The organism is Pseudomonas serbiensis (genome assembly GCF_030580745.1).
Lineage (GTDB): Bacteria > Pseudomonadota > Gammaproteobacteria > Pseudomonadales > Pseudomonadaceae > Aquipseudomonas > Aquipseudomonas serbiensis.
In genome coordinates this window covers 1-567 of sequence record NZ_JAUQOO010000066.1, presented here as the reverse complement: position 1 = coordinate 567, position 567 = coordinate 1, and the positions used below count along the sequence as shown (strand labels likewise).

Annotated in this window: 1 protein-coding gene; it reads right to left on the bottom strand. The window is 58.9% G+C overall.

The features are described 5' to 3' along the window. Nucleotides 1-567: AMP-binding enzyme (locus tag Q6A51_RS27315; RefSeq protein WP_304576183.1), on the bottom strand; the 567-nt coding region annotated here is incomplete at both ends.

Genomic DNA, 567 nt, shown 5'->3' with positions numbered 1-567 from the left:
GCACGCGAACGTCGGCACTGAGATCCTGCTGGCGCATACGCTCGATCAGCTTCACCGCCAGCAGCGAATGGCCGCCCAACTCAAAGAAGTGGTCATGACGACCTACTTGCTCAACATCCAGCAGTTCTTGCCAGAGTTGGGCAATGATCACTTCGACTTCGCCTTGCGGAGCTTCATAGGCACGGCTGGCCAGTGCCGACTGGTCCGGCGCTGGCAAGGCCTTGCGGTCCAGCTTGCCATTGGTGGTCAGTGGCAGCGACTCAAGCGTCACAAAGGCGCTTGGCAGCATATGCTCGGCCAGGGTTTGCAATAGCTGGTCACGTAACTCGGCGGCAGAAGGCGTCGCGCCCTCTTCAGGAATCACATAAGCGACCAGACGCTTATCACCTGGAATGTCTTCCCGAGCGATAACTACGGCTTCGCGAACACCATTGCAGGCCGCAAGCTGTGCCTCGACTTCACCCAACTCGATACGGAAACCACGAATCTTCACCTGATCGTCGTTACGGCCCAGATAATCCAGGCTGCCCTCGGCGGTCCAGCGGGCAAGGTCGCCAGTGCGATACA